Origin of the sequence: Pandoraea vervacti (assembly GCF_000934605.2) — a bacterium.
Classification (GTDB): domain Bacteria; phylum Pseudomonadota; class Gammaproteobacteria; order Burkholderiales; family Burkholderiaceae; genus Pandoraea; species Pandoraea vervacti.
On record NZ_CP010897.2, the window covers coordinates 439905 to 463227 of the forward strand.

The following is a 23323-nucleotide window of genomic DNA, read 5'->3' on the forward strand; positions in this document are numbered from 1 at the left end:
TTTCGCTTAGTCCGTCGGCATGAGTGGGGCGGGCGCACCGTGAGCGCACGCAGTGCATGGACCCTGGGGCGGGCACGCGACGCACAAATGGAAACCGGCGGACTAAGCCGCCGGTTGAGGCCCCATCGGGGCATCGCCAGCCGCGTGTACCGGCGCGGCATGGTATGGGCCAAGGAGACTTGGCGCCAGAGGGCATTGCCGTGAAGCGGATGAACCCCGCAGGGTTCCCGGCCGTGCCCATGCAGCTTCGCTGCCATTGGAGTATAGGACGCCGACGCCACTCGCCAATTGGCTTTTCGGATGAGATCGGCGCGTGGTCCCGCCGAGAACAATCGGAAGAGGACGCACTCGAATTGACGCACGATTTCCCTCATGACTGTGGTTTCGTCCGCGCGAACTTTGCGTTCTAATGGCACCATTCCAGGCGATACGTGAACCGGCAAAGGCGCGAAAGCACGCACGGCAGCTGCGCCGCCGCACCTCAGTCGAACATTCCAACAATGTCAACGAAACCTCTACAACGATGGGCCTTGCTGGCGTGCCTTTGCGCGGCACAGACGGCGTTCGCCGCCGACCAGTGCGAGGGCATCCTCATGCTCGCCAAGAGCGCACAAACCGGCTTTGAAGACGTGACGGGCCCGCTCGTGGCCAAGAACGAACTGGGCGAGAGCTATCAGGCGACCTATTCGGTGCCGGGCGGCGACTGCAAGGTGTTCCGCGCGACAGGCCTCGCGCCGACCTACGAATGCATCTGGGATTACCAGAAGATCACGCCGATGGACTTGCGCCGTCAGGCGCAGAAGTTCGCCACCGACGTGTCGCGTTGTACCCGCGGCGTGACGACCATGCGCACGACGACGACGAATCCCGCCGGACTGCCTGCCGAATGGCAAAGCGCGAGCCGGAAATTCGCGCGTCCGGTCAACTTCACCATTACCGCGCAGGATCTGGTGACGCCGCGCGGCGAACGGATGCGCGAGATTTCGTTGTCGGTCGAGAAGCAGGTGGACAAGTAAGACGGCGCTGCTCAGGGCCGGCGGTGGCACCCTGCCTGGCCTTGCCCGACAAGGCGGTGCGGCGCTTGGCGAGCCCGTTCGGGCGCCGCGGTTTGCGCCGGACGCACAGCAGTTACAAACGGTTGCAGACCGCTCTGCGCATTAACATCTTTTCGGTCGACGCTCATTCGGCTGACCCGGTAAAGTCATTCGTGAGGCGTATGGCGTATGTGTCATCCACACGTGCAAACCGCGTCTCGTGCCAACCGGCCCCACCTTCGTGGCCGGCTGATGTGGCTAAACCGAAATGAGTGTCCGACTGCGTTGCTGCTTCCTGTTATTGCTGGTGTGTGCCTTCCCCGCCTGGGCTGACGGCGGGCGGGGTCGCGAAATGCTGGACCTCAACAAGGCGTCGCTGCGCGAAGACATCAGCCGTTTCAACGCGGATCGCGGTCGTGGCCAGGCGGCCTATCCGAACTGGGCTGCACCGGCAGAACCGCGCGAGCGCCAGTACACGCCGCAAGGCGAACCGCGTGGTCAGCGCGGCGAGGGCGGCCGCCGCAACCGCTGAGCACGGTCGCTGGCCCTGCCGGGCGTTATCGCCTCATCCCGCATTTCCCTTTCCCTCCCCCTCTCCCCGCCCGCGCACCCGCGACTGCGGTAACCGCGACGCGGCCCGAATGCTTTCCTGCGTGAGACTTCGACTGCACCGAATGTTGCACATGTGCAACATTAGATGCGTTCGCCCAGCGTCAAAGTCGGCTGTCGGTCGGCCTTGCGCGACGCCCATTATCCGTGGACATCACGGCGAATGTGAGTGATCGCTAACCCCGCAATATGCGGGTTATATCGATCTCGTTATACCGAGATTAACTGCGGCGCGGATGGTCCTCCGATTTTTGTCTCTCCACCATTTCCCAGCCACTTCGTGTGGTGCATTTTTCCGGCCGTTCCGACCTTTCTGAGCGGGGGGCGGCTATGCGAGAATCACGGCCGTTTAACAGGGAGGCGCTTCTCGAATGGGCGCCGGCAGGTCCCGTGCAAGGCGGGAACAGGCACACAAAATACATAAAGCAAGGAGAAGTGAATGAAGCGCAGCATGGCCAAGGGAATTGGCGGGGCGATCGTTTTGGGCGCGTGCATGAGTGCACCGGCCTTCGCGCAATCGAACGTCACGTTGTACGGTCAGGTCGACGCCTGGGTGGGCGCGGTCAAAAATCCGGGCGGCGATCGCGCCTGGACGCAGGGCGGCGGCGGTATGTCCACGTCGTACTGGGGCATGAAAGGTAGCGAAGATCTCGGCGGCGGCCTGAAGGCCGTGTTCGTGCTCGAAGACTTCTTCCGTCCGCAGAACGGTCAGTATGGCCGTTTCCAGGGCGATTCGATGTTCTCGCGTAACGCCTACGTCGGCCTGCAATCGGATACGGCCGGTACGGTCACGATGGGTCGACTGACCACGTCGTACTTCGTCTCGACGATCCTGTTCAACCCGTTCGTCGACTCGTACACGTTCAGCCCGATGGTGTTCCACACCTTCATCGGTCAGGCCGGTCAGGGCATCGTGGGCGACTCCGGCTGGAGCAACGCCGTGATGTACACCACGCCGAACTTCAAGGGCCTGTCGGGCAGCGTGTCCTACGCGTTCGGCAATAAGGCGGGTGAGGCCGGCCAGAACAAGTGGAGCGCATCGGCGCTGTACTTCAACGGTCCGTTCGCCGCGACGCTCGCTTATCAGCAAGTCAAGTTCGACGCCGTACCGGACGACCTCGCCGGCATGACGGGCTTCCGTAGCCAGCAAGCCGTGCAACTGGGTGCGACGTACGACCTTCAGGTCGTGAAGCTCTTCGGTCAGTACCAGTACATCCGCAACAACGTCACCGGCGGCGGCGTGTCGGAAAACGGCGGCCAGCTGGGCGTGTCGGTGCCGCTGGGTAACGGCAAGGTGCTCGCCTCGTATGCGTACACGAAGAGCTCGGGTGCGAGCAACGTAAACCGCAAGACCTGGGCGCTCGGCTACGACTACAACCTGTCCAAGCGTACCGACATTTATGCCGCGTACATGAACGACAAGGTGAGCACGCTCTCGGGCGGCGACACCTTCGGCGGCGGCATTCGCATGAAGTTCTGAGGCACGATTGCGCACGCGCCGGACGCGCGTGCCGTAGCGACTTGCCAAAGTCGCCGAACTTGCCAAGTTCGGAAAGGGGGCAGACATCGTTGTCTGCCCTTTTTTCATTGTCCGCGCGGCTCGGTGACATCGAGGATCGCGCATGGCGTCGTGGTGTTTCGCACAGCGGTCCCGCGTGTCACCGATACGGCGGGTCCGCGCTATGATTTGCGCACCGCGCAAGACGGGGCCCCCCAACCCTTTGGCAGATCCGGCATCAATCCCACATCAACGGAGCAGAGACGACATGACGATTCAACACGTAGGCATCATTGGCGCAGGCACGATGGGTAACGGCATTGCACAGGCCTGTGCAGTGGCCGGATTGCCGGTGACGATGGTCGACATCAGCGACGCGGCGGTGCAAAAAGGCGTGGCGACGATTGCCGGCAGCCTCGATCGCCTCATCAAGAAGGACAAGCTCACCGCCGCCGACAAGGAGGCTGCACTCGCGCGTATCAAGACGTCGACCGACTACGCGGCGCTCGCGAGCGCCGACATCGTGATCGAAGCTGCCACGGAGAACTTCGATCTGAAGGTGAAGATCCTCAAGCAGCTCGAAGGCGTGGTCGGCGAAGGGGCAATTCTTGCCTCCAATACGTCGTCGATTTCGATCACCAAGCTTGCGGCCGTCGTCGCGAAGCCCGCGCAGTTCATCGGCATGCACTTCTTCAACCCGGTGCCGCTCATGGCGCTCGTGGAGATCATTCGCGGCCTGCAAACGAGCGATGAGACGCATGCGCGTGTCGACGCCCTCGCGCGTTCGCTCGGCAAGTCCCCGATTACGGTGAAGAATGCGCCGGGCTTCGTCGTCAACCGGATTCTGGTGCCGATGATCAACGAGGCCTTCTTCGTGCTGGCGGAGAATCTGGCGTCGCCCGAAGAGATCGACGAAGGCATGAAGCTCGGCTGCAACCACCCGATCGGTCCGCTGGCGCTGGCCGACATGATCGGTCTGGACGTCTGCCTGTCGGTAATGAATGTCTACTACGAGGAATTTGCCGACTCGAAGTATCGCCCTTGCCCGTTGCTCAAGGAGATGGTGGCCGCAGGCTATCTGGGGCGCAAGACGGGACGTGGCGTCTACACGTACTGAGCGTACCGAACGTACTGAGATAAGTCGAAACGGCGCGCGCAAGGCGCGCCGGCTTGCGATCCGCGTGACGCAGGCGCGGTGCGCTCCACCGTTCACCGCGTTTGCGGGGATTCCGGCCTGTCCGGTGCGTCCGGTGCATCCGGTGAATGGGGCGTTTGCGGCGCCGTGCGTGGCGGCTTGCCGAGCGCACCGGCGACCGATGGACGATGCGCGTCGGGCCCCAGCTCGAAGGCCGCGCTCGATGCCGACGCGGATGCTGACAGCAACGATGTCCCCGACGTCGCGGAAGTCCCCGAGTTTCCCGAAATCGCGCCCGAACTCGCCGCGCTGCCGACACTGCCGAAGCTGCTCTGGCTGCTCAGCAACCCCTTGCGCGACGTCAGCGGGCGAGTGATCGACACGGTGTAGGGACTGCCTGTGCGATGGCCGATGTCGGAGAACGCCACGTCGAGAATGTCCACGGCGTCTTGCGGTGTGTCGGCGTGTGCGAACGAGACCGCCTTGCTGCGGCTCCATGGGTCGAGCAGCAGCGTGGTGTCGCGTGTCATATAGGCGGCCCAGGCGAATTGTGCGGACGAGATGCCGTCCTGATGCAGGCTCACGCGCGGATGCGGTGTCGAGGCGTCCAGAATGTCGACCAGTCGGGTCGACTCCGAGTAGAGCACCATGACGTGCGGCGGCCGGTTCTTCGGTTGCACGGTAATCATGCGAAGGTTGTCGACGTCGATGCCGTCCTGAAGCAAAAAGAAAAACAGGATCTCGGCATTCTCCTGACAGAAGGCTTCGGTGAACGGATGCGCGTAGTAGTACCGCGCAGTCACCTCTGCGGCCTCGCATTGCTGCTTGATCAGCGGGAGCCGACGGTCGATGCCTTTCATCGCGGTGCGCAGGGACGCACGATGATCGATGATCGAGTTGTCCCGCATCGCGCGTAAGTCTGGACGATTGGACCGCACGAGATGCAGTTGGCTGAGATCGGCGAACGCGTTTTGAATGGCTTCCTGTGCCGATTCGTCGGGCAAATGGCGCGTCGCGGAGAAGATGTCTTCGAAGCTGCCGGCGATGCTGTCCGGTGTCATCGGGCGGCTGGACCCGCAGCCGCCCCCACACAGGCGCAACGGTTCGTGCGCCTGCCATTGCCCGGTCGCGCGATCGTAGGTGACGGGCACTTGCGCGCGGGTGCGTCGCGGGGCGTCGACGAACCAGTGATCGGCGCTGATGCCTTGTGTGGCCCGGTAGTAGCCTGCCTCACCGCGAAGATAGCGATTTCCGCCCACGACGACCAGCCGTGCCGCCTTGTCCGACGGTAGCTCGGCTTCGGTGAAGCGCTGTTCATACCCGTCGAGATGATCGAATTCGCCCTTGATGGCGAAGCGGCTCGCGCTCCGGTCGCGGGTCGATAGATTGTCCGGCGCGCTGACGATGCCCGCGCGCTCGTCTTTCGGTATCTGCCACGGAGTCTCGCGCTTCGGCGCAAACATTGCGGGCGCCTCGCGCGGCGCGCCCGATCGCGGTAGCGCGGCCCGGGACGTGGCGGGGGAGCCGACGCCGCGTGGCGACGCAAATTGCACCAGCCCGATCAATTGATCGGTGGAGGGTGTCTTGCCGTCGATGCGCTCGACGGCGACGTCCGAGATTTCCGCCGGCAGACGCAGCAATTGAACCTCGGGGAGAAAGCTTGTGCTCAGGTCGATGGCGGCCGTCCAGCCCTTGATCGTCCTGCGAACGGCGGTGGGCACTTCCCGGCCGGTGACGAGCGTGTAGGCGTCGGATATCGACTCGCCGGTACTGGAGAACGGCGTGCGCGCGGCGGCCAGCGCTCTGAGCAAGTCGACGGGGGCGTACTGCGACTTGAGCGCCGCATGTTTGACCGGCTCGATCATGACCCCCGATGCGGGCGCCGTGGCGTTGGCATCATCGTGCATGGGCGAGATGGGGCCGTGCGCCACGGCATCATCCGGAGCGGACGGTAGGGCCGGGTCATCGGGTGAACGAAAACGTTGCGGCACGGCTGCCGATGATGGCGTGACGAAGTTCGCGACCAGCAGGATCGCCAGTGCCGCGGGCCATGCGGCGCCGTGATGCCGAGGGGCGTGTCCATGCCCGCAGGGCGTGCTCGATAGCGCAGATCGCTCACGGCTGTCGCGCGACGGCCGGACCGTGCGAGCGCGGCGAAACGTTGTGGGAAAACCGCTTCGATGCGGCGTGCGCGTCGACGCATGGGGTAAGCCGTAACACGCAGGCGTGATGATGGCGCGGGGATGGTGGGTCAAAGGCACGGGGAATTCTCCGAAGAATGCGCTGCGTGGACGAACCGAGGGCACTCAGACGCTGACGGGCTGCGCATGTGGCAGATCGACCGATTGCCGTGACGGCCCAGGAATCGGACCCGTCGCACTGTTCCAGCTCGTGGCGCCGGTCGATTGGCTGGAGAGCGAGTTGCTGCCGCTGCTGCCCTGACTGCCCATGCTTCCCCGACGGCCGGTGCTGCCACGCCGCGCGCCAAGGGGGCGCGTGATGGAGACGCGGTACCGGTTGCCGGGCCGATGCCCGATATCGGAGAACGCTGCGTCGAGTGCGTCGACCAGATCGACCGCGTGGTTCGCGTTCGCGAAGGACGTCGCGCGTGCACGGCTCCACGGATCGAGCAGCACGGTCGAATCGCGCGACTCGTAGATTTCGCGCGCGAACAGCATGTCGTTGATGCCGTCGGGCTCCAGGTTCTGCGGTGGCTGCGGCGTCGCCGATTCGAGCAGGTCGATCAGGCGCTCCGACTCCGTGTACAGCACCAGTACGTGCGGCGGCCGGTTCTTGGGCTGCACGGTGATCATGCGAAGCCGGTCGGTCGGAATGCTGTTCGCCAGCAGGTAGTGAAACAGGATCTCCGAATTCTCCTGACAGAAGGCCTCGCTGTAGCGATTCCAGTAGTAGTGCATCGTGGTGATCAGGGACGCTTCCTCCTGTTGCCTGACCAGTGGCAAGTCGCGCCCGATCCGCTTCATCGAGGCACGCAGCGCTTCGCGGTGATCGATGATCGAGTTGTCTCGCATCATGTGAAGATCGGGGCGGTTGCTGCGTGTGAGATGGAGCAAGCTCAGATCGTTGAACGCGTAGCGAATGCCATCGCGCGCGTGGTCGTCGCGCAGGTGCGCAAGGGCGTCGAAAATCTTTTGCCGGTCGACGGCGATGCTGTCGGGGCTCGCCGCGCGGCTCGGCCCGCATCCGCCGCCACAAAGGCGCAACGGCCTTTGCGCGTGCCATGCGCCGGTGGCCGGGTCGTACGTCACGGGCACCTGGGCGACGTGACCGCTGCCGCGTGGGGCCGACACGAGCCAGTGGTCCGCGCTGCGCCCGCGCATGGCGTGGTAGTAACCGGCTTCTCCGCGAAGGTAATGCCGACCGTCGAGCAGCACCAGTCGGCTGCGGCGATCGTCGGGCAGGCGCTCCGCAGACAGCGATTGGGCATAGCCGAGCAGATGTTCCTGCTCGCCCTCGATGTGCCACTCGGGCAGCGCGAGCGTCGCCCGGCCATTGCCGGAGCGTGGCGCGCCGGAGGCGGACGACAGCGCAGCGCCGACTGGCTCGGGCAATGACGATGGCGTCTCATTCGGCCCGCTTCGTGCAGCGACGACGCTGTGCGACGCATCGCTCCGATGGCCCGCGTGGGTGCGTCTTTCCTGGTGCATCCGGGCGAAATCCGGGCGGGCGCGGACGATGCCGCGACTTTGCCAGTTGCGCGCGTCGCCCGATTGCACCACCGACATGAGGCGTCCGGCATCGGGCACGCGCCCGTCGATCCCGTCGGCCGCGATACCGGCGGCCTCGCCGGGAATGCGCGACAAGCCGACATCCGGAATCAGCCCGGTAGCGAAGTCGAGGGCTTCGGTCCACTGGTCGATGCTTCTGCGCGTTCCGGCATCCACGGTGTCGCCGGTGACGAGCGTGTACATCTGAAGCAGCGCCCCGCCGGTGTGCTGGAATGGGGCGCTCGACGCGGCAACCGCACCCAGGAATTCGGAGAGCGTGTAGTCGGACTTGACGGGCAGGAACGCGACGGGACGAACGGCAACGCCATCGGATGCGTCGCGCATCGGCGAGCTCGCAACGGCTTGCGCGTCGTCGAGCGACGGGTCCTCGTCGCGTCCTTGCAAGGAGCGCGCCGACGCCGGTGCGCGATGCGTTGCCCCGCGCGGAATGCCGCTGGCCACAGGCGAGATCATGTTCGCCACGAGAAGCAGCGCAAAGGCGGCTGACCAGGCCTTGCCCGCGTGTCGTGGGACATCGCCGTGTTGCGGATGACATGCCGCGCCCGGCGCTGTGCGTTCCGTGTTTCGGCATGCGGCGTGAGTGACCCGGGCGCGACGTAACGAACGCGCGAGGCCGGCGTCTGCGTCGGCGCGCATGCGAGGCGGCTGATGAGTCGACTGACGAGTGGGCAGATTGACGGGAGGTATGCCGTACTGCGGCGATGGTTGGGTGACGCGGCAATGGGAGCGGTAGGGCATGGCGGCCTCTTCCGAAGTGAGGGCCATCACGCACAGCATGACGAGGTCGCTGACGTATCGGTGGCCCGGGATGAGAAGACTGCCACCGCCCCAATACCTCGGGCTTGCGTATCGGTCGGGACGACTATCGTTTTGCGGTTCCGTGGGTGGGCGCGCACCGGAAGTTCGTCATCAAACACATGGCTTGAAGCGACCGTCGGCTGAGAGGGAAGGGGCGCGCTGGCGGCGCCCGTCTCGCATTCGCGCCGCCCATGAGACTGGCCCGGCGTCGGCTGTGGCGAATCAACCCGCCAGTCGCTTGCGCGTGTCGTCGTACTCCTGTTTCAGACGCGCGATGATGTCTGCCGCCGGTCGTACATCGTCCATCAGCCCCACGCCCTGACCTGCGCCCCAGATGTCTTTCCAGGCCTTCGCCTTCGAGAAGTTCATGGCGGACTTGTCGGCGGTGGGCAGATTCTCGGGATCGAGACCCGCGTTCAAAATGCTCTGGCGAATGTAATTGCCCGACACGCCGGTGAAAAGATTCGTGTAGATGATGTCGTTCGCGCTCGCATCGACGATGGCCTGCTTGTAGGTGTCGCTGGCATTGGCTTCGGTCGATGCGATGAATCGCGTGCCGATATAGGCGAGATCCGCGCCCATCGCCTGCGCGGCGAGAATCGAGCCGCCGTTGGCGATCGAGCCGGAGAGCACGATGGGACCGTCGAAGATCTTGCGCACCTCGCCGACCAGCGCGAACGGCGAGAGCATGCCCGCGTGACCGCCGGCGCCGGCGGCAACGAGAATGAGGCCATCCACACCGGCTTCGAGCGCCTTGTTGGCGTGACGCAGGTTGATGACGTCGTGCAGCACGATGCCGCCGTAGCTGTGCACCGCATCGAGCACTTCCTTGGGCGGTGCCCGCAGGCTCGTGATGAAGATCGGTACGCGATGCTCGACACACACACGCACGTCGTGTTCGAGTCGCTGATTCGACTGATGCACGATCTGATTCACGGCGAGCGGGCCGACGACGGCTTCCGGGTTCGCTGCCTTGTACGACGCTAGCTCTTCGTTGATGCGCGCGAGCCAATCCTCGAGAATCTGCGGCTCGCGCGCATTGAGCGCGGGGAACGAGCCGACGATGCCGGCCTTGCACTGCGCGAGCACCAGCTCCGGGTAGCTCACGATGAACATGGGCGACGCCACCACGGGCAGCGCGAGATTTTGCAGAATCTTGGGAAGGGCCATGAAGTCTCCTGAGTCTCCTGAGGCAGGGCGTTCGGTCGACGGCACTCGCGGCATTGGCGTGCGACGGTGTGCAATGACGGACGGTATTCGGTGGTCTCGATATTCGCGAACGATCGTTCGATTATAGGGGGATTCGGACGTTGCCCGACGTGCGTTCACTTGAAGAAAGCCTCAGTTCGCACCGGGCAATTTCGTCCCTATCAGGGAAAGTCCTCTTGGGCGCGGCGAACGGGCTGACTACGATGAAATCGCGTGCCAGGGGACACCCGCATCACCGTGTCGCAGGACGAGCGCAGCGTTAGCGACCGCAGCGTTCGTCCGGCACGTCACGTCCTCAAACGCCGCTTGCCGTGACTGGCCAGCGGCGTTATTTTTTTGCCCCGCGCATCTCTGATGTGCGGCATGCCCCGACAGCGCTGCGCCATCTGTCATCCGCCCCAGCCTCCTTCGCTCACACCGAGTGCAGTGCGTCCGTCTCGCTGTCGTACCGAATCGCGCCGGCTTTCGCGAGTTCCGCGACGAGCTGGTCGAGAAGCGCAGGCCATTCCGATGGCGGCGCGAGCATCGCGGCCGCATTGCGCCACGCGCGCGCGGTGTCGAGCGTGGCCTTGAGCGAGGCGCCGGTCATCGTCACTTCGGCCATGAGGCGGAAAACAATTAGCACCTTGAGCGCATTGCGCGCGTTGCGGGCCGGGTCGCTTTGCAGATAGTCGAGCCGCGAGCGCGCGGCGCCGAGCGCTGCGTCGACGTCGTCGAACGGCTTACCGTGGCCGGGAATGACCAGCGAGACGTCGATCTGCTCGATGAGGTCGAGTACGGCGGCCTGCTCGGCGAACCCGGACTCGCCGTCGAGTTCCGGGAAGATCACGCCGAAGCCGCGCTCCCACAGGGCGTCGCCGGAAATCAGGATGCCTTCGGCGGCGTTGTAGAGCATGAGCGCGTGGGGATCGTGTCCCGGCGCGCCCAGCACCAGCCATTCATGGTCGCCGAGCGCAACGGTATCGCCGGGCGAGAGCGTGTCGTCGAACGTGAAGCGCGCACACTGCTGGCCCGTGGCGTCGAACGACAGTCGCTTCTCGTCCCAATGACGTACGGCGTCGGCCTCGGCCGCAGGTACCCACGTGCGGCAGCCGTATCGGGCCTGCAAGGCGGCGTTGCCGCCGCAATGGTCCGAGTGCAGATGCGTGTTGATCAGGCGCGCGAGCGGGCGGCCTTCTGGCAACGCGTGCGCGACGAGCGCCAGCGTCTGCGCGGAATGACTGACGTAGCCGCTGTCGATGAGCGTCGGCGTATCGCCAAGGAACAGCACGTTGTTCGATGAGAGCCAGCCGCGCTCGAACACGCGCAACCCGGCAGGCAGGGAAAGCGAGGTCATTGGGCGTATCTCATTTCAGGTCAGGTCTGCGGTCGCAAAGTGAGCAAGGCAGGCAAGGTCGGCAAAGGGGGAAGCGTTTGCGCTATCGCACGAGGAACGCGTCGGCTCACGAGGGTTTGGGGCACACGAGAATCTTGGCGGTGGCTGCGATCACGGTCTCGCCGCGCTGGTTGACGGCCTCGCCATCGAGCGAAACGATGTCGCCTACGAGCTTCTCCTTCCACAGGCTGTCGGTGACGGTCCAGCGCACCGTGATGTCGTCGCCCGCGTGCACGGCGCGGCGCAGCTTCATGTCGAACTCTAGTCCGAGCGGTTGCGCCGTTTTGGCGTAGTGCGTGGCGAGCAGCGCGGCGAGGTAGGACATCTGCTGCGTGCCCGACGCGATCAGTCCGCCAAAACGCGGATCGGCAGCGGCGTACTCGGCGTCGAGATGCAGGGGGTTGAAGTCGTGAGCGAGGGTGGAGAACTCGCGAATCGAATCCGGCGAGAAATGGTGGGTGGCGGAGAATGTCTCGCCGACGGCAACGATTTTTCCCATATGCGATGACAGAGCGTTGGGGGTGGTGCTCGCGCGCGAGCGCGCCTTCGATCTCAGGTGTCGTCCTCGTCGGACGGGTTTCGACTTCGTGCGACCACGCGGCGATGCATCACGGGCGGCGCTTCGTGTTCGGCGCGTCGTGCAGGCAGCAGCGACCAGACGAGGCGTTTGGCGTCTTCCTCCATCGTCGACCACGACGCGATCTCGTCGAGCGTGCGCCAGCAGCCCGAGCACCAGCCCGTGGCCGGGTTCATGCGGCAGATGTTGGTGCAGGGCGACGGCACCGGCGACTCAGGCGACGACACAGGCGACGACTCGGGCGACATCATGGGCGCTGGTCAGACCCGGCACAAGTTCGGGGCTTGGCATGGCAGGTTTCCTTGAGGGACTTGTTCGTTCGCCGGGGCGGCCATCGTGGCGACGATTGCCGCTGGTCTAGCTGCGAAGCGCGACGTCGACGACCGGCGCGCCCGTCATGGCCACCAACTGCTGCGGTGTGAGGTTGAACACGGCGTGCGGATGCCCGGCGGCGGCCCACAAGCTGGCGAGTTTGAGCAGGTCTTCGTCGATCAGCGTCACCGGTGAGACCACGTGCCCGATCGGGCTCACGCCGCCAATCGAATACCCGGTCTTTTCCTTGACGAAGCGCGCGTCGGCGCGTGCGAGTTCACCGACCTGCGCGGCGACCTTCTTCTCGTCCACACGGTTGACGCCGCTGGCAATGACCAGCACCGGCGTGTCGTCCGCCGCGCGGCGAAAGATGATCGATTTGGCAATCTGGGCGACTTCGCAACCGAGCCCTGCGGCGGCTTCGGCCGACGTCTTGCCGGTGGCGGGCAGCAGCACGATAGGCTGATCGTGGCCCATGCCGGCGAGCAGTCGCGCGACATGCCGCGCGCCTTCGGGAAGCTCGTGCTCGTTGGCGGATTCAGGGATCTGGGGCGTTTCGCTCATGATGGGTCCGTCGAATTTGTGGCAATGCGTCGTGCGACAGGGATTCGCGCGACGCGGGTGTCCTTGAGGTTCGGGGCGTCAGAGGCGCGTAGCGTGCGGCGCGTCTCTTGCATCCGCTGCCCAGGACGCATCGCGCCCGTCAGGCGCTCGTCGCAGCGTCCTTCATCTTGGCAAGCATCGCCCGGCCCACGCGCGACGCATTCGGGCGACCAATGGCCTGCGAGATGAAGTCCCCGGTGTGAACCACCGCGTCGAGATCGATGCCGGTCTCGATGCCCAGTCCTTGCAGCAGATACAGCACGTCTTCCGTCGCCACGTTGCCGGTCGCCCCCTTGGCGTACGGGCAGCCGCCGAGCCCGGCGACAGACGAGTGGAAAATCGAGATGCCCGAGAGGAGCGCGGCGTAAATGTTCGCGGTCGCCTGACCATAGGTGTCGTGAAAATGGCCCGAGAGGCGTTCGATGGGGAACACCTTTGCGCAAGCTTCCATGACTTCACGCGTGCGCGAGGGCGTGCCGACGCCGATGGTGTCGGCAATATCGATTTCGTCGCACCCGAGCGCGGCGAGGCGCTTCACGACGTCGACCACGTTCGCGACGGGCACTTCGCCCTGGTAGGGACAGCCGAGTGCGCAAGAAATGCTGCCGCGCAAACGCAGACCGGCGTCCTTCGCGGCGCGCGCGACCGGCTCGAAGCGCGTGATGCTCTCTTCGATGGAGCAGTTGATATTGCGTTGCGAGAAGGCTTCGCTCGCCGCGGCGAAGATGACCACTTCGTCCGCCTTCGCGGCAACGGCGCCTTCGAAGCCGCGCATATTGGGCGTGAGCACCGAGTAGATTGTGCCCGGACGACGCGTGATACCGGCCATGACTTCGGCGCCGTCGGCCATCTGCGGCACCCACTTCGGCGACACGAAGGAGGTCGCTTCGATATTGGCAAAGCCGGCGGCCGAAAGCCGGTCGACCAGCGCGATCTTGATGTCGGTGGGCACGGGCTGCTTTTCGTTTTGCAGACCGTCGCGCGGGCCGACTTCGACCACTTTCACACGTTGCGGCAGATGAGATGCGGACATGGGAATCGGTCTCCTGGAGTTCGTCTAACGCGTCTGGGGCGTCTGGGGCGTCTGTTGGGTTTGTCCGGGATGGCAGTCGTGACGCAGGGCGGCGGCTCAGTACCCGCGCGCGAGATCGACGATGCCGGTGATCGCTTCGCCACGCGCCATGGCCGCGATCTTGCCTGCGATCTGGGCAACCGTCTCGTCGCGCAGCGTCAGTGCCGAGATATGCGGCGTGACGGTAATCCGTGGCGCATGCCAGAACGGATGATCGGCCGGCAGCGGTTCGGTGCGGAACACATCGAGCGTGGCGCCCGCGATCTGACCGCTTTCGAGCGCGGCGAGCAGGTCCGCTTCGACCAGATGCGCGCCGCGCGCGACATTGATCAGGAACGCGCCCTGCGCCAGTTTGGCGAACAGGTTCGCATTGAGCACGTCCACCGTTTGTGGCGTGAGCGGCAGCAGGTTGACGAGAATGCGCGCGCCGCCGACACAGGCGTCGAAACCCGCGTCGCCGTGAAACAGCGCGACGCCGCTGTCGTCCTGACGCTCGCTGCGGCTCCATGCGCGCACCGGAAAGCCGAACGTCTTCAGGGCTTTGGCGACGTGCGCACCGAGCGTGCCGTAACCCAGCACGGCAATCGGAAAGTCCGACAGACGGTTCGGTTTCTGGAATTTCCATTGGGCTTGCGCCTGCTGGGCGTCGAAATCGTCGAGCCGGCGGAAGTAACGCAGCGCGGCGGCGCTGACGTACTGCGCCATCTGATCGGCCATGCCGGCGTCTTCCAGACGCACGAGCGGCACGCCGGCGGGCAGGCGTTGCGCACCTTCGCCACCGGTGCCGAGCACGCTGTCCACCCCCGCGCCGAGGTTGAAGATCGCCTTCAGACGCTCACGGGGTTGCAGCACTTCGGCGTTTGGCTTCCACAACACCAGATAGTCTGCCGGGGCGGTGTCGCCCGGCTGCCAGCCGCGAATGTTGGCCTGCGGCAAATGCTCGGCGAGACCGCTCTCGTAAGCGGCCGTCTTGCCGTCGGGGGAATAGATGAGGATGTCCATGAATTGCGCGTGCCGTCGGCGCGGTCGCGTTCACTCGATTTACGTTAACGTCAAGTGTAACGCAGCTTGCCGGGCGTCGCGTATTGGGGCGAGGCCTGAGCCAAAGTGAAAACCTTGCCCCCAACCCAACCCGCGCTCCCACCTCGCCGGATCAGTCGCGCGCGGCGTCTCGCAGCGTGTCGAGCTTGACCGCGAAGTTATGGTTGTCGTCCGCCACCCAGACTTCGCCGTCCTGAAGGGTGCATTGCAGACGCATCGTGCGCGACGCGAGCGCGGTGAGCGCCTCGGCCGATTCGTCGTCCAGCATTCGCACGGTGAGGTTCGACAAGCGGTTCACGTCCTTGAGCGTCGTCTGCCACCAGACGGCCGCCGGCTTGCCGCCGTATGCGATGACGTCGACATGCTGTGCGCGGCCCGCGGCTTTGACGAGGCGGCGGGCGTCCGGCTGGCCGACGTCGATCCAGCGCACGATGTCGCCGCCGAAGTCATGCTCCCAGAGGTCCGGCTCGTCGGCGGTGGAGATGCCCTTGCCGAACGAGAGGCGCTCGCCGGCGTACAGCATGAAGGCCAGCACGCGCACCATCATGCGCTCGTCGGTTTCCGAGGGATGGCGGGCGATCGTGAGGTTGTGGGTCGCGTAGTAGTGGCGATCGAGGTCGGTGATTTGCACCTCGGCCTTGTAAATGGTGGCTTTGAGTGCCATACCGGGGAATCGCGGGCAACCGCAGGAATGAAGAAAGTCGCAAGGATACACCAGCGTGCGCAGGGGGCCGTGTCGCAGCGAGCCGCTGGCAAGCTCGGTATACTGGCGCCTTCGTCTGACCTGAAGCATCCCCATGCCGGTTCCTGCACCGCAAACGATCGACGTCAATGGCTATCCGATGGCGTACGTCGAAACTCCCGCACCTGCCGACGCTGTCGGCGCCCCGCTAGTGCTGGTTCATGGCTCGCTCTGCGACTACCGTTACTTCAAGCCGAACATGGCCCCGCTCGGGCAACGCCGGCGCGTGATCTCGGTCAGTCTGCGTCACTATTTCCCCGAAGCGTGGAACGGTCACGACGGCGTGTTCTCCGGCGAGCAGCACGCCGAGGATCTCGCGGCGTTCATCACGGCGCTGGGGGTCGGACCTGTCCACGTGCTTGGCCATTCGCGCGGCGGCTACGTCGCCTTGCGCACCGCACTGCTCGCGCCCGATACCGTACGCTCGCTCATTCTGGCCGACCCCGGTGTGGAAATCAGCGGCGGGCCGGTGCAGATCCCGCTCGACAGCGAGCGCGGCAACTTCCGTGAGAAGGCGCTGAACGCCATCGAGGCCGGAGACGTCGATGGCGGTCTGGCGATTTTCATCGATACGGTCAGCGGTCCGGACACATGGCGACGCATGGTGCCGTGGTTCAAGCAAATGGTGCGCGACAACGCCCGTACCCTGATCGGACAGGTCGCCGAGCCGCGCACCCCATTGCCCATCGACGCGTTGGGTGCGCTGCACGCTCCGGTGCTGCTCATGGGCGGCGCACAAAGCCCCGCCCCCTATCCGGATGTGCTCAACGCCCTGGCATACGCCATGCCGGAGGCGCGTCGCATGCTGATTCAGGACGCATCGCACGGCATGAACCTGGCCAATCCGATCGCGTTCCACCGCGCGGTGGATGCCTTCCTCGGAAACGACTGACGTCCCACACGTTTCGCGCGTCGCATGCATCACGTGCGTCACGTGCATCACATGTGACCCGTGCGCCCCATGCGTCCCAAGCGTTGGACACGCCGGACGGTCCTGCCGAACCGGGCGTGAGCGTGCCGCGCGGGACACTCGCCTCGCCGTCATTCGTCGCGTAACACGCCGTGGCCCAGACGCAAGCTCAGCGTACGCACGAGATCGGCCATCCACGCCTGATCCCGATCCGACAGTTTTTGCATTGCGCGATTGAGTGACGGATACGGATCGCAAGGTGCCGCGACACCGGTATCGGCCGCCATGCTGCCAGACGAATCGAACGCGAGCAGTTCGTGCGGCGGTAGCCCCAACGTGTCAGCCAGAATGCAGATGTTGCGCAGCGAGATATTGCGTTTGCCACGCTCGACACCACTCAGATAGGAACGCGCAAGACCACTCTCCAGGGCAAGCTTGTCCTGCGCCCAGTTGTATTTCTTGCGCAAACCGGCGAGGTGTCTGCCGAATCGGAATAAATTGGTGTCCATAAAAAAGTTTCCTTGTTAGGGACGAGAAGATTGGAACAAAAATCCGGCATCGGGGGCGGTGCCTCGGGTGTCCCTCGTTTGTGAGGCACGAACTGTCGGGGGCGCCTCGCAGATTTTTCGCGGACTTTCGGAGAAGGCACAACGAGCGCGGTCATCCCGACGTCACTGGTGACGCTATTTCGCGTACGGGACACGCATAGGGCACGTGTTGAATTCACGCGCTGCGATGCGTCCGGCGTGCTCGCTTCCCTTTGCCGCACTCGCGCCAACCAGAGCCGCGCAGTGTGACACTGGTCTGACCGGACGGAATAGAGCGGGGATTCTGAAAGGTTCCGCGTTGGGATGTCACTCGATGTTGACGAGCAGAGCGTGATGTTGTGTCGAGCGGTAGGGAATTGGCGTAGGCGTCGAACCGCTGGCATTCCTGTCGTTATTGACGTTGTGAGCGTCCGCCTGACGCCGAGGTGGATTCATCGCGCAAACGCGCGACGGGCGTAAGGGGGATTATTTTTAAGAGGTTAAACAGTGACTTCAACGAGACGAATCATGGTGCGAGGCCCCCGGTAGAACCGGGGGACTTTGCGCGATGTCCTAAGCAGGCCCGTTGCCGATGTCGGCTGAAATCAGCGGCCATTGGCAGTCGATGAGTGGCCGATTAGAGGCCCATTAGCGGCCCATTGGCCGTCGATTAGCGGCGAAATGCAGCGAAATGCAGCGAAATGCAGCGATATGCGTCGGTATGGGGCGGCATGGGGCGGTATGGGGCCGCCAACTTAGTCGTCGCTGTCGATCAGGCGTCTCGACGGTTCGTGGGCCGCACCGCCCGAGGTTACGGACTCGCGATCCGGTTCGCCGATCGGGCGCACCATCGGCGATGCGCCGGTGGGCGCGTTGTGCGCCGCTGCGTCGGCATCGGTATCTCCGGAACGCGATGCGGCGAGTCGGTGACCTGCCGCATAGGCGGGCCCGACGCCGGTGTCAACCGGAAGACGAGGCGGGGTTTCGCCGAAGCGGGCGTGGTGCTCACCCGTCCGGGCGGCATTGTCGGCACCGTCTGCGGCATCCGCACGCAGCGCGATGAATTCACCACTTGAGTCCTCGCCGTCGCCGGTCACACTCGCTGCCTTCCCTTCGTGGTCTTCGATGCCGTCGCGGCCTTCGTCTTTTGCTTCGTCTCTTCCCCCGTCGCTTCCCTCATCTCGCTGCTCGTATTGCCCCTCAACTTGAATTTGATCGACGACGACATCGTCGTCGAGCACATCGGCGCGGGTTTGGGCATAGGCGGCGGTTGCGGCCGGTGGCGCGGCATGACTCAACCGGGAACTGAGGCTGCGGATGATCTCTGCAAGCCAGAGCTGATCTCGGTTTTCGAGCTTGCACAGGGAGCGACTGATTTGCGGCAGCGGCGTGCGCTCGTCGGGTATGGCGGCATCGGTGGCGTCGGTGGCGCTCGACGCGCTCTGCGCAAATCGCAGCATCTCGGACGTTGGCACACCCAACGTATCGGCCAGCACACAGATGTTGACGAGCGCGACGTTGCGTCGGCCACGCTCGATGCCGCTGACATACGAGCGTGCCAGACCGCTCTCGAGCGCAAGCTTCTCCTGCGACCAGCCGCGTGCTTTGCGCAAGCGGGCGAGGTGGTCTCCGAACAGCGCGAGTGGATTCGTTTGCATGGCGAGACTCCGTTGACGAGTCACACAGCGTAATCAATCCCCCCGCGTCCTGCGACGTTATATCGCTCTCCTTCCCATGCGTTACAGGCGGGCCTCTATAAAGAGTCGTCGACCTTTATAGCGCAAAATTTATCGGACGCTTCCCAACTCATCGACGGTAGGCGACATCGTTTCACGCGCTTTGCGAATCGGCAGATGCCAGTTTTCGCCGAGCGCCACGCCTGCCAGAATCAACGCGCCGCCCACGAGGTGGTAGAACGCGAGATGTTCACCCAGGCCGAAGGCGGCGATCAGCGCCGTGAAGATCGGCACAAGATTGATGACGACAGTCGCGCGTCGCGGGCCGATGCGCGCTACGCCGACCATCCAGATAAACGGCGCAATCACGGACACCGGAATGGCGGCAAAGGCGAGTGCCGGCAGGTTGTCCATCGAGACGCCGGCCTTTTCCGAAAACAGGTAGAACGGCAGCAGCGCGATGACCGCGAACATGACCTGTGCGTAAAGCGATGGCAGCGGCGCGAGCGGCAAGCGCCACTTGCGCAGCAGCACGCAGTAGATGGCGTAGGCGAGCATGGCGATGACCATCATCGCGTCGCCCACCCCGATGCCCTGATCTGCGAGATGCAGCAGCGAACCGTGGCCCACCACGAGCAACACGCCACCGATGGACAGCAGGCCGCCGACGAGCGCGCCGGCACTCAGGGCATCGCCGAGAAGCATGACGGCCAGCCCCAGCGTGGTGAGCGGCAGCAGCGCCAGAATGATGCCCATGTTCGTCGCGCTGGTGTAGTGCGCCGCCGAGTACGCGATGCCTTGATACAGCGCCATGCCGAGCACGCCGAGCGTGGCGTATTGCGCCATATGCGGTGCAAATGCCTGGCGCTCGCGCCACAGTCGCGGCAGCGCCAGTGGCGTGAGGATCAGCCCCGCCGCGAACCAGCGCAGGAAGGCGATTTCGGCAGGAAAGATGTGACCGACAGCAAGCTTGTTGACGATCACGTTGGCCGACCAGATGAGCACAGCGGTCAGCGGCAGAATGAAATTGGCCATGATGGGGAGCAGTGTGCCGGTCGGACGACCGGCCGGCTGAGAGGCGAACCAGAGCAAATGCTGGAGCCAATTGTCCGTCCGAACAGCACCTCTTGCATAACGAATTTCAGACAAAAGATGCGGAATTTCAGACGCGACGACGGCATGAGGCGGCCGGGCGCGAGTCGTTGAAATGCCTCGGGAGGGCGTTTGACGTGCGCAATATGACAATGCACCGCAGGTCTCGCTTGCAGCGTGTACGGTGGGTATCTGTCTCGCCCCGTCCCCGGACGCACTGGATACGCGGCAGGCACGACTTCGGCAGGCCGACCGGGCGGTTATGCCGTGCCAAGCTATGCCGCGCCAGGCGGGAAGGGCGTGACGGGATGGTCGTGCTCGACGCAAGCGCCTCGGCATCGACGGGCACGCAGGTTCGTCAGGAGATGCCACGCGCGATTACGCATGACACAGGTCGGCCGACATCTCGGGAAGTGGATGGGGCAGGCGGCCTGGCATCGGCCGACAACCCATTACGCTGGCCGGGAAGGTCAGCGCACGCAAAGACGTGTGAGCGCACCGCGCAACGCGGCAGGCAAGGCGGCAGCGAAGTTGAAGGGACGCGCGAGTGTCGCCAATCCCTCGCCATTGAGCACGCGGGCGCCTTCCAGATGCGTGGCCAATACGCAGAAATCTTCACGGCGCATACCTACACGCTTGCAGGCGTGATCGAGTTGTTTGAGATCGCTCGGATGCAGCGAGATGGTGAGGGTGATGCGCTCTGGGTCGGTATTCATGTCTTTCGATTTTCTCGTTTTCAAAACTTCGGGCATGACGCGCAGACAGGCGCATGCCAGACGCCCCCGCAGGAACGAGGGCGAGCCGGATCCGACTACGCTGGATCGGCCGAAAGGGCGAACATCGCGGATACCACGAAGGAACGACATCGCGGCGTTGACACGGCGATATCGATTCCGACGAAGCACGCAATGTGTGATCGTGGCGTCGGGTTGTCTTTTGCAACGCGTGGGCAATACGAGGCTGTGGGCGCGCAATCCGCCGCCTCGGTCCAGCATTGGCGGCGGTACGGCACTAACGCGTGAGAGCGATGCCTCGTAAAAAACAGGGAGGGATGACTCTCCATCCGGCCACGATAATGGCGCCGGAATACAGCATGAGTACTGCAAACTACGACTGCGGGTATTGCGAGAGATCACTACAACGATTGTCACCGAACGTCGATGACGGGTGCTGCAAGCTACGGGTACTGCCGTGATGCGAGACCTTCCAACTTCAGGACTGCGGGTGATGCGTGTACAGCGATGCAGACATCGACATTCCGAGGCTGCGACTTGCTGAACTGCCACTGCGGATCAAACAGAATTACGGAACTACACCAACCATAAACTTCCGAACTGCTACTGCTACTGCTACTGCTACTGCTACTGCTACTGCTACTGCTACTGCTACTGCTACTGCTACTCCGTCCAATACGCCCGTGCGGACATCGCTGCGCTAGGCGGCATCCTTGAACTGGATGCGAGCACATGGCGTCACGCGATGACGCCGGCGATATCGCAGCACGCGTTCAACGTGGGCCGCAGCGGCCGTGTGCATCGAACGTCGATGCAATTGCCTGACACGTGCTGCCGACACGGAAATCGCAAATGCCGCGATCAACAACCAACTCGTGAACACCACAACGTTTCTCCCTGATGTTTGCAGCGCCAGAACAAACCGGTGCGCATCGAATTCATAGGGAAATCAAAAAGCGTGGTAACCGCCGGTTGCGACTGCATGTCACTTCAATGGGGGTGAATTCTAAATAGATTCCCGAATAGGGTAAACCCTTAAAATTGTAAAGAGTGTATTTTTTTAGACGAATAATCCCGAAACTCCAAACGATCGTTTGAATGACTGGGGTGATTGAGCGTTAGGGAGCGGTGATTGATTTCACAAAAGAAACCGGCCCAAACCCGCATGGGTGAACGCGTTCGGGCCGAGAGAGGTCACGAGCTCGCGATCAGAAGCTGTGCTTTAACCCCATACCCACCAGCAATTGGGTCCGCGCACCTGCATCGATGCCATACGATCCGACGGAAGCCGTCGCTTCCACCGCGCGTCCCTGATTCAGCGTTTTGCCTACGGCTTGCTGATAACCGCCAATGACGTAAGTGGACGTACGCTTGGACAACGCGTAAGTGACACCCGCGTTGAACTGGTTGTAATGCGCACCGATCGTGCCGTCCGCGCGCATGCGGGTGTAGCTGTAACCCACGCCGGTGTTGATTGCCGGTGTGAGCGCATAGGTCGCAAAGGCGTTGATGGTGTCGAATTTTGCGGTACCGGAGAAGTTCGACAGGCCATCGCTCGCGTACTGCGCGTTCGAGAACGACACGCCCAGAATGGCCGGACCGATCGCGTACTTGCCGCCAACGCGGGCAATGCGCACCTTGCTCGCCGTGCGGAATCCGGCGTTGATCGGCGAGTTGAACAGCGAGCCGGCGCTACTGGTCCATTCGCGGTAAGGCCAGTCGCTGTTCACGCCAAAGCGTCCGCGATTGCTGCCACCATCGGCGAAGAAGTAGCCTGCGGCGAGGGCAACCGGCCCATTGCTGTAGGCGCCCGCGAGGCCATACGCGCGGCCCGCGCCTACCTTCCCCGCGACGTTGCCCGTCGCATACATTCCCTCGAATTGCAGACCGCCGAAGTTCGGCGTGGCGTACCGAATCGAGTTGTTGATGCGTGCCCCGTTGTCGTAGTTGTCGACATCGCCCGGCGTGGCGAAGAAGCCGCCGAAGTAACCGTCGGCGGTCAGACCCTGCACGAGATTGACGACAGGATCGTACTGACGGCCGATCGTCACTTCGCCCCATTCGGCACTTTTGAGGCCGACGATGGCCTTCCGGCCGAACGCGAGTCCGCCGTTGCCCATGCTGCCGTTGACAGCGTTGAACCCGCTTTCGATCTGGAACAGGGCGGAAAGGCCGCGACCGAGCGGCTCGGTGCCACGCAGGCCCCAGCGGCTACCGCCGATGATGTTGCTTGTGATGCCCGAGAACGACTCGGGGCCATTGGGTTGCGCGGTGTGATTCGCGTGCACGAAGCCGGAGTCGATGGTGCCGTAGAGGGTGACGTTGCTGGCGCTGACGCTCGCGGGCAGCGCGAACAACGAAAGCGTGGCGGCGAGCGCGAGGGCGCGCACGCCGGTGGTCGAGTGTGGACGTTGGGTCATGGTGTCGGGCGCTCTTGGCGCGCAGGGTTGAAATCGACACCGAGAATATTTCTGAACCCCTATTCGGATTCCTTATGAAAATTCCGAAACCGCGCAAAGCCCCATGGCAGCGACCATCGTTCTGTGTCGCCGCCAATTTTTCTAGGAACCCTCCTTAGGAAACTCGCCAGGACTCCGCGATAAGCGGCCTTGCGAAGGGTTCCGCCACAC

The 23323-nt window shown here is 63.9% G+C and carries 20 protein-coding genes; 5 read left to right on the forward strand and 15 right to left on the reverse strand.

What is annotated here, in order from left to right:
• The first annotated feature begins 500 nt into the window (after window positions 1–500).
• The 4 genes from UC34_RS01955 to UC34_RS01970 all read left to right on the forward strand — a co-directional run bounded on the left by UC34_RS01955 (window position 501) and on the right by UC34_RS01970 (window position 4258).
• A complete protein-coding gene (locus UC34_RS01955; RefSeq protein ID WP_150624505.1) occupies window positions 501–1016 on the forward strand; it encodes a hypothetical protein in 516 nt (171 codons plus the stop codon).
• Between the two features lie 370 nt (window positions 1017–1386).
• Window positions 1387–1566, forward strand: a complete 180-nt coding sequence (locus UC34_RS01960; RefSeq protein ID WP_044453550.1) for a hypothetical protein — start codon at window positions 1387–1389, stop codon at window positions 1564–1566.
• A gap of 516 nt (window positions 1567–2082) precedes the next feature.
• On the forward strand, window positions 2083–3123 hold the full coding sequence (locus UC34_RS01965; RefSeq protein WP_052810861.1) for a porin: 1041 nt from the start codon (window positions 2083–2085) through the stop codon (window positions 3121–3123).
• A gap of 286 nt (window positions 3124–3409) precedes the next feature.
• Window positions 3410–4258 (forward strand): 3-hydroxybutyryl-CoA dehydrogenase, encoded by an 849-nt coding sequence (locus UC34_RS01970; protein WP_044453552.1) that lies wholly within the window; start codon window positions 3410–3412, stop codon window positions 4256–4258.
• A 92-nt stretch (window positions 4259–4350) separates the two neighbouring features.
• On the opposite strand, the gene UC34_RS01975 is transcribed toward UC34_RS01970, so the two are convergent.
• The 10 genes from UC34_RS01975 to UC34_RS02020 all read right to left on the reverse strand — a co-directional run bounded on the left by UC34_RS01975 (window position 4351) and on the right by UC34_RS02020 (window position 15676).
• Entirely contained in the window at window positions 4351–6207 is a 1857-nt protein-coding gene (locus UC34_RS01975; protein WP_157122972.1) for a hypothetical protein, read from the reverse strand.
• Between the two features lie 375 nt (window positions 6208–6582).
• Window positions 6583–8790 carry a hypothetical protein gene (locus tag UC34_RS01980; RefSeq protein ID WP_157122974.1) on the reverse strand — a complete coding sequence of 736 codons (2208 nt, stop codon included), beginning with the start codon at window positions 8788–8790 and terminating at the stop codon, window positions 6583–6585.
• A gap of 255 nt (window positions 8791–9045) precedes the next feature.
• Window positions 9046–9993 carry an NAD(P)H-dependent flavin oxidoreductase gene (locus tag UC34_RS01985; protein ID WP_044453557.1) on the reverse strand — a complete coding sequence of 316 codons (948 nt, stop codon included), beginning with the start codon at window positions 9991–9993 and terminating at the stop codon, window positions 9046–9048.
• A gap of 451 nt (window positions 9994–10444) precedes the next feature.
• Window positions 10445–11368 carry an MBL fold metallo-hydrolase gene (locus UC34_RS01990; RefSeq protein ID WP_044453558.1) on the reverse strand — a complete coding sequence of 308 codons (924 nt, stop codon included), beginning with the start codon at window positions 11366–11368 and terminating at the stop codon, window positions 10445–10447.
• Between the two features lie 106 nt (window positions 11369–11474).
• Entirely contained in the window at window positions 11475–11906 is a 432-nt protein-coding gene (locus UC34_RS01995) for a MaoC family dehydratase (protein ID WP_044453559.1), read from the reverse strand.
• A gap of 53 nt (window positions 11907–11959) precedes the next feature.
• On the reverse strand, window positions 11960–12235 hold the full coding sequence (locus UC34_RS02000) for a DUF1289 domain-containing protein (RefSeq protein ID WP_044453560.1): 276 nt from the start codon (window positions 12233–12235) through the stop codon (window positions 11960–11962).
• A gap of 106 nt (window positions 12236–12341) precedes the next feature.
• A complete protein-coding gene (locus tag UC34_RS02005) occupies window positions 12342–12860 on the reverse strand; it encodes a YbaK/EbsC family protein (RefSeq protein ID WP_044453561.1) in 519 nt (172 codons plus the stop codon).
• Window positions 12861–12999: 139 nt separating this feature from the next.
• Window positions 13000–13932, reverse strand: coding sequence for a hydroxymethylglutaryl-CoA lyase (locus UC34_RS02010; RefSeq protein WP_044453562.1), 933 nt, complete (start codon window positions 13930–13932; stop codon window positions 13000–13002).
• A gap of 96 nt (window positions 13933–14028) precedes the next feature.
• Entirely contained in the window at window positions 14029–14973 is a 945-nt protein-coding gene (locus UC34_RS02015; RefSeq protein ID WP_044453563.1) for a 2-hydroxyacid dehydrogenase, read from the reverse strand.
• Window positions 14974–15124: 151 nt separating this feature from the next.
• On the reverse strand, window positions 15125–15676 hold the full coding sequence (locus UC34_RS02020) for a YaeQ family protein (protein WP_044453564.1): 552 nt from the start codon (window positions 15674–15676) through the stop codon (window positions 15125–15127).
• Window positions 15677–15809: 133 nt separating this feature from the next.
• Here UC34_RS02020 and UC34_RS02025 point away from each other — a divergent pair, with 133 nt between their 5' ends.
• Window positions 15810–16646 carry an alpha/beta fold hydrolase gene (locus UC34_RS02025; RefSeq protein ID WP_044453565.1) on the forward strand — a complete coding sequence of 279 codons (837 nt, stop codon included), beginning with the start codon at window positions 15810–15812 and terminating at the stop codon, window positions 16644–16646.
• A 149-nt stretch (window positions 16647–16795) separates the two neighbouring features.
• On the opposite strand, the gene UC34_RS02030 is transcribed toward UC34_RS02025, so the two are convergent.
• The 5 genes from UC34_RS02030 to UC34_RS02055 all read right to left on the reverse strand — a co-directional run bounded on the left by UC34_RS02030 (window position 16796) and on the right by UC34_RS02055 (window position 23113).
• On the reverse strand, window positions 16796–17173 hold the full coding sequence (locus UC34_RS02030) for a helix-turn-helix domain-containing protein (RefSeq protein WP_044453566.1): 378 nt from the start codon (window positions 17171–17173) through the stop codon (window positions 16796–16798).
• Window positions 17174–17946: 773 nt separating this feature from the next.
• Window positions 17947–18804, reverse strand: a complete 858-nt coding sequence (locus tag UC34_RS26095) for a helix-turn-helix domain-containing protein (RefSeq protein ID WP_335645755.1) — start codon at window positions 18802–18804, stop codon at window positions 17947–17949.
• Between the two features lie 174 nt (window positions 18805–18978).
• On the reverse strand, window positions 18979–19902 hold the full coding sequence (locus UC34_RS02040; protein ID WP_044457639.1) for a DMT family transporter: 924 nt from the start codon (window positions 19900–19902) through the stop codon (window positions 18979–18981).
• 527 nt (window positions 19903–20429) lie between these two features.
• A complete protein-coding gene (locus tag UC34_RS02045; protein ID WP_044453567.1) occupies window positions 20430–20675 on the reverse strand; it encodes a hypothetical protein in 246 nt (81 codons plus the stop codon).
• Between the two features lie 1226 nt (window positions 20676–21901).
• Window positions 21902–23113, reverse strand: a complete 1212-nt coding sequence (locus tag UC34_RS02055) for a porin (RefSeq protein ID WP_044453569.1) — start codon at window positions 23111–23113, stop codon at window positions 21902–21904.
• Between the last annotated feature and the right edge of the window lie 210 nt (window positions 23114–23323).

Bases quoted from the DNA above. Each gene is read 5' to 3' on its own strand.
- UC34_RS01955 (WP_150624505.1), top strand. From the start codon at position 501: ATGTCAACGAAACCTCTACAACGATGGGCCTTGCTGGCGTGCCTTTGC.
- UC34_RS01960 (WP_044453550.1), top strand. From the start codon at position 1,387: ATGCTGGACCTCAACAAGGCGTCGCTGCGCGAAGACATCAGCCGTTTC.
- UC34_RS01965 (WP_052810861.1), top strand. From the start codon at position 2,083: ATGAAGCGCAGCATGGCCAAGGGAATTGGCGGGGCGATCGTTTTGGGC.
- UC34_RS01970 (WP_044453552.1), top strand. From the start codon at position 3,410: ATGACGATTCAACACGTAGGCATCATTGGCGCAGGCACGATGGGTAAC.
- UC34_RS01980 (WP_157122974.1), bottom strand. From the start codon at position 8,790: ATGGCCCTCACTTCGGAAGAGGCCGCCATGCCCTACCGCTCCCATTGC.
- UC34_RS01985 (WP_044453557.1), bottom strand. From the start codon at position 9,993: ATGGCCCTTCCCAAGATTCTGCAAAATCTCGCGCTGCCCGTGGTGGCG.
- UC34_RS01990 (WP_044453558.1), bottom strand. From the start codon at position 11,368: ATGACCTCGCTTTCCCTGCCTGCCGGGTTGCGCGTGTTCGAGCGCGGC.
- UC34_RS01995 (WP_044453559.1), bottom strand. From the start codon at position 11,906: ATGGGAAAAATCGTTGCCGTCGGCGAGACATTCTCCGCCACCCACCAT.
- UC34_RS02000 (WP_044453560.1), bottom strand. From the start codon at position 12,235: ATGATGTCGCCCGAGTCGTCGCCTGTGTCGTCGCCTGAGTCGCCGGTG.
- UC34_RS02005 (WP_044453561.1), bottom strand. From the start codon at position 12,860: ATGAGCGAAACGCCCCAGATCCCTGAATCCGCCAACGAGCACGAGCTT.
- UC34_RS02010 (WP_044453562.1), bottom strand. From the start codon at position 13,932: ATGTCCGCATCTCATCTGCCGCAACGTGTGAAAGTGGTCGAAGTCGGC.
- UC34_RS02015 (WP_044453563.1), bottom strand. From the start codon at position 14,973: ATGGACATCCTCATCTATTCCCCCGACGGCAAGACGGCCGCTTACGAG.
- UC34_RS02020 (WP_044453564.1), bottom strand. From the start codon at position 15,676: ATGGCACTCAAAGCCACCATTTACAAGGCCGAGGTGCAAATCACCGAC.
- UC34_RS02025 (WP_044453565.1), top strand. From the start codon at position 15,810: ATGCCGGTTCCTGCACCGCAAACGATCGACGTCAATGGCTATCCGATG.
- UC34_RS02030 (WP_044453566.1), bottom strand. From the start codon at position 17,173: ATGGACACCAATTTATTCCGATTCGGCAGACACCTCGCCGGTTTGCGC.
- UC34_RS02040 (WP_044457639.1), bottom strand. From the start codon at position 19,902: ATGGCCAATTTCATTCTGCCGCTGACCGCTGTGCTCATCTGGTCGGCC.
- UC34_RS02045 (WP_044453567.1), bottom strand. From the start codon at position 20,675: ATGAATACCGACCCAGAGCGCATCACCCTCACCATCTCGCTGCATCCG.
- UC34_RS02055 (WP_044453569.1), bottom strand. From the start codon at position 23,113: ATGACCCAACGTCCACACTCGACCACCGGCGTGCGCGCCCTCGCGCTC.